An 8,941-nucleotide genomic window follows, 5' to 3' on the forward strand; every position below is an offset into this window, starting at 1 on the left:
GTGGCCTAGCCGACGGCTGTGCGGCACTGGGCATTCCAGTCACCGGCGGCAATGTGAGCTTCTACAACCAGACCGGTAGCACCGCAATCCTTCCGACGCCCGTCGTCGGGGTGCTCGGGGTCATCGACGACGTGCACCGCCGCATCCCGACCGGCTTCGGCCACGAACCGGGTGAGACGTTGATCCTGCTTGGCGACACCCGCGACGAGTTCGACGGTTCCATCTGGGCGCAGGTCACCGCCGACCACCTCGGTGGCTTGCCGCCGAAGGTCGACCTGGCGCGTGAGCAGCTGCTGGCCGAAGTGCTGGTCGCGGCCAGCCGTGACGGGCTGATCTCCGCCGCCCACGACCTGTCCGAGGGCGGTCTCGTTCAGGCCATCGTCGAGGCCGCGATGGCGGGCGAAACCGGTTGCCGGATAATACTTCCCGAGGGCGCCGACCCGTTCGTGACGCTGTTCTCAGAGTCCGCCGGCCGGGTGCTCGTCGCCGTACCCCGCACCGAGGAGAGCAGGTTCCGTGCCATGTGCGAGGCGCGCGGACTGCCCGCCGAACGCATCGGCGTGGTCGACGAAGGCAGCACGTCCATCGAAGTCCAGGGCCAGTTCACCGTGAGTCTCGACGAATTGCGCCGCACGTCGGAGGGCGTGCTGCCCGGACTGTTCGGGTGAGTGCGGAGGCACAAACCGCTAGCGGCGAGTCCCTCGCCGACACCCCAGGACGCCGACAACGAGAACAACGCCATCCGCTGGTGGTCTGGGCGTGGAGCCTGGTCCGTCTCGACTTCGGCGGCGTCGCCGTCGCCGCCCTGTTCTTCTGTCTGTCTCTGACCCCTTCGTTGCTTCCGCGGGACTGGACCTTCCAGGGTCTGATCGGTGGCATCAACGCCTCCATCGGCTATGCCATCGGCGTGGTCCTCGCCAAGGTCTTCCACCGCATTGCGTTACATCATCGAGAATGGTGGCCGCCGCCGAAGAGGACGTTGAACGTGCTCAAGGTGGGCATCGTCGTGGTGGCGATCGTGGTGTGCGTGTCGATGCTGGTGCCCGCGGCGGCGTGGCAGCGTCAGGTATCGGCCGAGATGGGCCTCGCAGGTCCGACCACCCTCGGCTATCTGCGTACCCTGGTGGCCGCCGTGTTGGTGGGTGTCGCCTGCGTGTCAACGGCCCGGGTGCTCAACGACGCGATCAGGTTCCTCGCGAGGAAACTCATCCGCCGCTGGCACGTCCATCAGGAAACGGCGATGTTCATCGGCACCGCGATCGTCGTCATCCTGGTCGTCACCCTCGTCAACGGCGTGCTGTACCGCGGCTTCCTGGTCGGCGCCAACCGAATGTTGCAACCGCAGAACTCCACTACCCGCGACGGCATCTCCCAGCCGTCTCAACCCGAGAAATCGGGCAGCGCAATGTCACTCGCGCCGTGGGACACCCTCGGGTTCCAAGGGCGCAACTTCGTCGCGACCGGCCCGCACGCGGCCGAACTGACCAAGCTCAACGGCCGCCCAGCCAAGGAACCGATCCGGGTGTACGCGGGGCTGGAGACCGCCGACTCCGACCAGGCCAGGGCCGACGTCATCGTCCGCGAACTGATGCGCACCGGCGCCTTCGAGCGCAAGCTCCTCGTCCTCGTCCCCACCACGGGAACGGGCTGGATCAACCCGGTCGCCGCGAGATCGATCGAGACGATGTACAACGGCGATACGGCGCTCGTCGGCGTGCAGTATTCGTATCTGCCGAGCTGGATCTCGTTTCTCGGGGACCGTGAGAAGTCCGTCGAGTCGGGACGCGTCCTCATCGACACCGTCCACGAACGCTGGACGCAGCTTCCCCCTGACCGCAGACCCAAGCTGGTGCTCTACGGCGAGAGCCTCGGGTCGCTGGCGGGCCAGGCGGCATTTCCGTGGCTTCCCGACATCGCGCGGAGGGACTTCTCGGCCGTGCTGTGGGTGGGCCCGCCGCACGAAAGTTCGCTCTGGAGTGCGCTGGTGCAGCGCCGCGACCCCAACACCCCGGAAGTTCAGCCGAGTTACGACAACGGCCGCACGGTGCGGTTCTCGCAAGCGACGAACAGCGTCGACATCGCCGAGGCGGCGAAACCCGAGTGGGACGGCACGCGAGTGCTGTTCCTCCAGCACGCGTCTGACCCGATCGTGTGGTGGTCGCCGGATCTGGTGTTCGCCCGACCGGACTGGCTGGTCGAGCCGCCGGGCGCGGACCGCACGCCATCGATGCGGTGGTACCCGATCGTCAGCTTTTGGCAGGTCGGTGCTGACATGACCAATTCCGCCAGCGTTCCGGCGGGACATGGCCACAACTACGGAGAGTCGGTTCTCGACGGCTGGGTCGCCGTCATTCCCCCCGACGGGTGGACGAACGCGGACACCGAGCGCGTCCGCGCTGCGGTGCAGAGCGTCGGGAACGAGTATTAGTGCCGCCCGGCCGAATTCGGGCGTTGTCACTGGCCGCCGCCTTGGTCGGGTGGAAGGGGCTGGTAGCTCCGAGACTTCCGCCGGGCTGGGTAGTGCCCGTCCACGCCGCTCTCGGCGGGGTGCTCGTCGCGTGCACCAATGCGCCGCTCGGGCTGCGGCCACCGGCTTCGACGCGCGGCCTGCGACTGGGCCTTGGAGTGGCGGGCGCGGTCTCCGCAGCGGTGGCGGCGTCCACCGCCGTGCCCGCCGTGCGGCGCAGCCTGGAGGTGCGCGAGGTGCCGCGGCCAGCCGCGGCCTGGCTCGCCGTGCGCATTCCGATCGGCACGGTCTGGTCGGAGGAGGCCGCCTACCGCGGCGCATTGGGAACCGTTGCGGCCCAGGCATTCGGGGGTAGCTGGGGTCGGCTGTTGCAGGCGACCGCATTCGGGCTGTCCCACGTCGCCGATGCGCGCGGGGCCGGTGATTCGGTCATCGGGACCGTGCTCGTCACCGGAGCGGCGGGATGGGCATTCGGCTGGCTGTATGACCGCACGGGAAGCCTGGCCGCGCCGATGCTCGCGCACCTGGCCAGCAATGAGGCGGGAGCGGTGGCCGCCTTGGCCGTCGAGAATCAGACTGCGCGACTGTCCATTTCGAGCAGATGAGGCTCGGTATCGGTGTCGTCGATGCCAAAGGCGATGATCTTGCGCGGGGTGATCCGGATGATCGCCGAATCCAGTTCGTCACCAGCTACCCCCGTCGCCACCCCGACGTTCGCCTGCACCGCGGTGCCACGAATCTCGAGGCAACGCACCCGCCACGGATCCCTGGACACGATGTCGTCCACCACGACGGCGACGACGGGATTTGCGGCGACGTTGCGGAATTTCTGACTGTGCGACATGCGGTAGCCGGCGATGTCGATGGTGCCAAGGTCTTCGTTGTAGGTGAATCCGACGGGGCTGTTCTGCAGTGTGCCGTCGGGCTGCATGGTGGCCAACCGGGCAAGGTCGGCACCACGCATGAACTCGATCTCGTGTGGTTTGAACGACATGTTGATCACCGTAAGACCTCAAGGACGGTTGACGTCAAGGGTCAGGGATTGATCGTGAGCTCACCGATCTGGCGGCCCCACACGTAGTCGATGGCCATCGGCTGGGCGATTTCGGCGTGGTTGTATGGGGCGAGGTCGAACCCGGTGTCCATCACCAGATATGGCATCGGCCACAGGTCGTAGGTGACCTTCTGCCAGCACCCCGGCCGCCCCTCCGGGCCACCGTGGGCGTTGATGCGGGGCAGATTGTCCGGGTAGATGAACGGATTGCCCGCACCGATGACCGTCCCGTACGACACCAGCGAGAATCCGTTGTCACCGCCGAGGGCCTTCGCGATCCGTGGCCCGACGTCGTGATAGTTGCGCAGCGTGCAGAAGATCATCGCGCGGTAGTCGTCGAGCAGTTTGGTCGTCGGCACCAGGTCGGCGGCTCCGCGGACCAGGTAGGGGCCGGCGCGCTCCAGCGGATCCGCGGCAGTGTTGGCGAATCCGATCGAGGCCATCAGTGCGGCGTCGACGTCGCCACGCTCCGCATTGAGCGTGCGCGCCGTCGTGACCGCAGCTTCGAGCCCGTCCAGAAGATTCGGCGAGGCATCGGCGTAGACGCCGAGCAGGTCGGCGGTCCGCGCGACGTCCTCGCGCAGCCGAGGCATCTGCGGGTTCACGTCGTCGAGGATGACGTTCGCGTTCTCGAGGGACTCGCCGAATTTGGTACCGAGGCCGGCAAGGGCCTGGGCCGTGGCCGTCAAAGTCTGGTTCAACTTGATCGGGTCGACCTTGCTCGCGATCGAGGTAACCGTTTCGAACAGGGTGTCGAACTCTGTCGTCACCGACTGCGCGCGAATGACGTCGCCACTCGAAATATGGTTTGCAGACGGCTTTTCCGGCGAGCTGAACGACACATACTTGTTGCCGAACACGGTACTGGCCTTGACGTCGGCGAGAACGTTGGACGGTATCGACGGAAGGTAGTGGTCGTTGACTTCGACGGTGATCATCGCCTGCTCGACACCGTCGACGTTGGTGGTGTCGATGTGCGCGACCCGACCGATCTCGACGCCGTTGAGGGTGACCTTCGAGCCGGGGTCGACGACCAGGCCGGCGCGGCCCGAGATCACCTTGAGTTCGCTCTGCTCGACGAAGTCGCCGCGGTACTGCTTGGCCAGCAGAAACCCGAAGAGGACGACGATCGCCAGTAGCACCGAGCCTGCCAGCTTGTACGGCGGCCGATGGCGGTCGAATGCCATTCTGCGACACTAGGGTATGGCCGCCCGCCGTACTGCGGATCCGACGAAGACTCGCGCGGCGGTATCGGCCGTCGCGGAGTGGCTGCGCGACGACACCGCTGCGAGACCCGAGCGGAGCGTGCTCGCCGACGCCGTCCGCCTCACGGCCAGGACACTGGCCGCGCTATCGCCCGGGGCGAGCGTCGAGGTGAGGGTGCCTCCGTTCGTTGCCGTGCAGTGCATCTCGGGACTGGCTCACACCCGGGGGAACCCGCCCAACGTTGTCGAGACCGATCCGCGCACCTGGCTCCTACTGGCCACCGGATTGCTGACGATGGCCGATGGCGTCGCGGGTGGGATGGTGCAGTCGTCCGGGTCGCGCGCAAGGGAGGTCGCCGACTGGCTCCCGATCGTCTCCCTCGATCCTCGCTAACCGAAATACGGCGCCTCCTGCACCCAGTGAAAGCCACGGTTCCGCAGGGTGAAGTCGTCCAGTGGCTGGCGTTCCAGGGTGATCGCCACGCGACTGTCCTTCAACCGGCCGTCGAGGTGCAGGTGGTCGCCAGTCCGGGTGACGGCGAACGTGCCTTCGACGTCTGGCAACGCCAGGGTGTCGCCGGTCTGGCTGGCGGCGACGTCGACCAGGTCGTTGTTCATCAGCTGGTAGGTCACTACCTCTGGCCGATCGAAAATCAGTCTCTGCCAACGGGTGTCGTCGCTCATGAGTGGCGGCAGCGGACGTCCGTCGATGGAGAAGTCGGTGACCTGCCAGATGCCGTACAGATCCGGCTTCGGCCTCCCGTCGCCGTATTCCTTCCAGGCCTGCAGGTTGAGTGCCAGACCTCCGATCAGCACCCAGGCGCATAGGACGATCTGGGCGATCGCCGCGATCCGATTGCGCCGCCCCGAGGCGAACAACGCGGGCCGCTCCTCGGGACCGACCCCGTGGCCGAGCACCAGGACGTCGACGAGACGTCTTGCCTTGGGCGCCAACAGTAGTGCGCTGATCAGGACCAGGTGGAACGACAAGATCTTCACGGGCACGCCGTAGGTCATGTTGAGCAGGAAGATCTGTCCGGTGGCCGCGAGGCTCACCAGCGCGCCCAGGGTGGCCGTCCTTGGGATGAACAACAGCACCCCGGCGGCGACCTCGGCGGCGCCAAGGGCCATTTCATAGGGATGTGAGGTGCCGACCTGCAGCCACAACACCGCCATCGGGCTCAAATTTCCGAACGGCTCGACCAGCGACGCCAGCGGCGGCGACGGCATCTGCGTCGGGATCAGTTTCGCGAAGCCGTAGAAGAGCATCTGACCGCCAAGGCAGAGGCGAAGGAACACCGTGAACCACGTCGTCAACGTCGGGTAGCGCAGTCGCCGGCGGTCCAACACCGACCACACGACGGTGGCGACTGCAGCCGCCGCCAGAAGACTGAAGACGTAGACCCAGATCGCCGCCTGGTCGCCGCTGCCGGTACTCGGCTGCAGAACCGCATCGACGCCAAGCACCGTGCGACCGACCCAGCCGGTGATCGGTTCGAGGGCGACCATCTGCCAGATGACGGCGCCGTCCGGCAGCCACCGCGCCAGTACGCCCGCGAAGGCGAAGGTGATCTGCGCGAACGTCAGGCAGAACAGTCCGAGGTAGACGACACAGAACCGGAAGCCGATCCGGGTGCCGAGGCGCCATGCCCCTGGCTCGTCGTCCACCGCTACGACCTCGACCGTGGCGCTCTGCACGCGGTCCCACCTCCCTTACGAGAAATGCGCGGGCCGTCCTCGTTGTTGAAACGTTTGGCGACACCGCACTTCGATTCCACCTTCGACCGGTGTTGACCGTAGACTGACCAACGTCACCCACAGCCCCCAGGGAGCAGACTGATCGTGACCGCCGAGCAGATCGAGCAGACGGACACCACCGACACTCTTCGCGCAAGCGGCTCATCGGACGAACCCAAAGAAGAATGTGGCGTCTTTGGTGTCTGGGCCCCCGGCGAGGACGTGGCGAAGCTCACGTACTACGGCCTGTATGCCCTGCAGCACAGGGGCCAGGAGGCGGCGGGCATCGCAGTCGCCGACGGCTCACAGGTGCTGGTATTCAAGGATCTCGGCCTCGTCAGCCAGGTGTTCGACGAGCAGACGCTCGCCGCGATGGAGGGCCACGTCGCCGTCGGCCACTGCCGCTACTCCACCACCGGCTCCACCACGTGGGAGAACGCCCAGCCGGTGTTCAGGAACACCGCCGCGGGTACGGGTGTCGCGCTCGGCCACAACGGAAACTTGGTGAACACCACCGAACTCGCGGCCCGCGCCCGTGAAGCAGGGCTGATCGACACGCGTGGCGCTGCCGCGGCCACCACGGACTCCGACATCCTCGGCGCGTTGCTGGCACATGGTGCCGCCGACGCCACGCTGGAACAGGCGGCGCTGGAATTGCTCCCGACGGTTCGCGGCGCCTTCTGTTTGACGTTCATGGACGAGAACACGCTCTACGCCGCGCGCGATCCGCACGGGGTGCGGCCGCTGTCGCTTGGCCGGCTGGACCGCGGCTGGGTGGTGGCCTCGGAGACTGCCGCGCTCGACATCGTCGGTGCCGCCTTCGTCCGCGACATCGAGCCCGGCGAACTGCTGGCGATCGATGCCGACGGCGTGCGCTCCACCCGCTTCGCGAACCCGACGCCCAAGGGTTGCGTGTTCGAATACGTCTACCTGGCCCGGCCGGACAGCACCATTGCCGGCAGGTCCGTGCACGCCACCCGGGTGGACATCGGCAAGCGCCTCGCTCGTGAGAGTCCCGTCGACGGTGACCTGGTGATCGGCGTCCCCGAATCCGGCATCCCGGCAGCGGTCGGGTATGCGCAGGAGTCTGGCATCCCCTACGGCCAGGGCTTGATGAAGAACGCCTACGTCGGCCGCACGTTCATCCAGCCGTCGCAGACCATTCGCCAGCTGGGTATCCGGCTCAAGCTGAACCCGCTCAAGGAAGTCATTCGCGGCAAGCGCCTCATCGTGGTCGACGACTCGATCGTGCGCGGCAACACCCAGCGTGCGCTGATCCGGATGCTCAGGGAGGCCGGCGCCCTCGAGGTCCACGTGCGCATCGCGTCACCGCCGGTGAAGTGGCCGTGCTTCTACGGCATCGACTTCGCCACGCCCGCCGAGCTGATCGCCAACGCGTCCAACGCGGGCGCCAACGAGACCGAGATGCTGGACGCGGTCCGTCGCGCGATCGGCGCCGACACCCTCAGCTACATCTCGCACCACGGCATGATCGCGGCGACCGAACAACCTGCCTCGCGCTTGTGCTCGGCTTGCTTCGACGGGGAGTATCCGATCGAATTGCCCAGCGAGTCGGCCCTCGGCAAGAACGTCATCGAGCACATGCTGGCCAATGCGGCGCGGACGGGCCTCTCGACCGACAACGACAACGCCTCGGCACTGCGTCGACCTTGAAAGTTACTGGGGCACAGCCGAACTGAAGCGAATTAGGTGACGGCGACCGGTGCCTGCCGTGCCATCCTGCGCTAGCGCCTTCTTCACCGAGTCCCGGTAGTTCGTCAGCCCTCCGGCTGGCGGCGGGATGACGGCGTCGATGTCGTGTTCGGACATCACCGCGTCATGTTCGAGCGACTCGACGAGCGGACGTGCCAGCCCAGACGGAATCGGTGTCACCAGCCCGACCCACCAGCTGGCGATGCTCGGCGTCAGAAGCGGCAGCGCCACGATGACCCGTCTGCGCAGCCCGGCCTCTTCCGCGTAGATCTGCATGGCGTCCCCGTACTCCAACACGTCGGGACACCCGACATCGAAGGTGCGTGACTCTGGCAACGGTGCGTCGGCGGCCTCGACCAGATAGTGCAGCACGTCGTCGATGAAGATGGGCTGGATCTTGTTGCGGACCCACTTGGGGGTGGTCATCACGGGAAGGCGGTCGGTGAGATGCCGGATCATCTCGAACGACGCGGAACCCGAGCCGACGACGATGCCCGCCTGCAGCACCACGGTCTCGACGCTCGAGGCCATCAGGATTTCGCCGACGGTGTTCCGCGATCGCAGGTGCCGGGACAGTTCGCCCGTCGGGTGCAGGCCCGATAGGTAGACGATGCGGCGCACTCCGGCCTTTTCGGCTGCGGCGGCGACGTTGTGCGCCGACTCCTCCTCTGCGCGGACGAAGTCGGATGACGTGCCCATCGAGTGAACTAGGTAGTAGACGACGTCCACGCCGTCGAACGCTTCGACCAACGAATCGGGATCGCT

9 protein-coding genes are annotated in these 8,941 nt (G+C 66.6%); 5 read left to right on the forward strand and 4 right to left on the reverse strand.

From position 1 onward, the window contains the following. The 3 genes from QOD90_RS15650 to QOD90_RS15660 all read left to right on the forward strand — a co-directional run. Nucleotides 1–668 (forward strand): AIR synthase-related protein (locus QOD90_RS15650; protein ID WP_526351247.1); only part of this gene is annotated, 668 nt, incomplete at its 5' end. Beyond that, nucleotides 665–2,428 (forward strand): alpha/beta hydrolase, encoded by a 1,764-nt coding sequence (locus QOD90_RS15655; protein ID WP_526351249.1) that lies wholly within the window; start codon nt 665–667, stop codon nt 2,426–2,428. The genes QOD90_RS15650 and QOD90_RS15655, both read left to right, overlap by 4 nt. Then, on the forward strand, nt 2,428–3,072 hold the full coding sequence (locus QOD90_RS15660) for an Rv0804 family intramembrane glutamic endopeptidase (RefSeq protein WP_526351251.1): 645 nt from the start codon (nt 2,428–2,430) through the stop codon (nt 3,070–3,072). Before QOD90_RS15655 ends, QOD90_RS15660 begins: the two co-directional genes overlap by 1 nt. Here QOD90_RS15660 and QOD90_RS15665 read toward each other — a convergent pair. After that, nucleotides 3,039–3,461: a PPOX class F420-dependent oxidoreductase gene (locus QOD90_RS15665; RefSeq protein WP_526351253.1), complete on the reverse strand. Its 423-nt coding sequence runs from the start codon at nt 3,459–3,461 to the stop codon at nt 3,039–3,041. The genes QOD90_RS15660 and QOD90_RS15665 overlap by 34 nt on opposite strands. A gap of 41 nt (nt 3,462–3,502) precedes the next feature. Then, nucleotides 3,503–4,708, reverse strand: a complete 1,206-nt coding sequence (locus tag QOD90_RS15670; protein ID WP_526351255.1) for an MCE family protein — start codon at nt 4,706–4,708, stop codon at nt 3,503–3,505. 16 nt (nt 4,709–4,724) lie between these two features. Here QOD90_RS15670 and QOD90_RS15675 point away from each other — a divergent pair, with 16 nt between their 5' ends. Next, nucleotides 4,725–5,120, forward strand: coding sequence for a sterol carrier family protein (locus QOD90_RS15675; protein WP_526351257.1), 396 nt, complete (start codon nt 4,725–4,727; stop codon nt 5,118–5,120). Here QOD90_RS15675 and QOD90_RS15680 read toward each other — a convergent pair. Next, nucleotides 5,117–6,394 carry a DoxX family protein gene (locus QOD90_RS15680; protein ID WP_526351261.1) on the reverse strand — a complete coding sequence of 426 codons (1,278 nt, stop codon included), beginning with the start codon at nt 6,392–6,394 and terminating at the stop codon, nt 5,117–5,119. The genes QOD90_RS15675 and QOD90_RS15680 overlap by 4 nt on opposite strands. 189 nt (nt 6,395–6,583) lie before the next feature. Between QOD90_RS15680 and purF the strand changes: the two genes are divergently transcribed. After that, nucleotides 6,584–8,137, forward strand: coding sequence for an amidophosphoribosyltransferase (purF, locus tag QOD90_RS15685; protein ID WP_526351263.1), 1,554 nt, complete (start codon nt 6,584–6,586; stop codon nt 8,135–8,137). Between the two features lie 3 nt (nt 8,138–8,140). On the opposite strand, the gene QOD90_RS15690 is transcribed toward purF, so the two are convergent. Further along, a partial coding sequence (locus QOD90_RS15690) for an NAD(P)H-binding protein (protein WP_526351259.1) occupies nt 8,141–8,941 on the reverse strand: 801 nt, incomplete at its 5' end.

This window comes from Mycobacterium sp., from assembly GCF_032161845.1.
Classification (GTDB): Bacteria; Actinomycetota; Actinomycetes; order Mycobacteriales; family Mycobacteriaceae; genus Mycobacterium.

Bases quoted from the DNA above. Each gene is read 5' to 3' on its own strand.
- QOD90_RS15665 (WP_526351253.1), bottom strand. From the start codon at position 3,461: ATGTCGTTCAAACCACACGAGATCGAGTTCATGCGTGGTGCCGACCTT.
- QOD90_RS15670 (WP_526351255.1), bottom strand. From the start codon at position 4,708: ATGGCATTCGACCGCCATCGGCCGCCGTACAAGCTGGCAGGCTCGGTG.
- QOD90_RS15675 (WP_526351257.1), top strand. From the start codon at position 4,725: ATGGCCGCCCGCCGTACTGCGGATCCGACGAAGACTCGCGCGGCGGTA.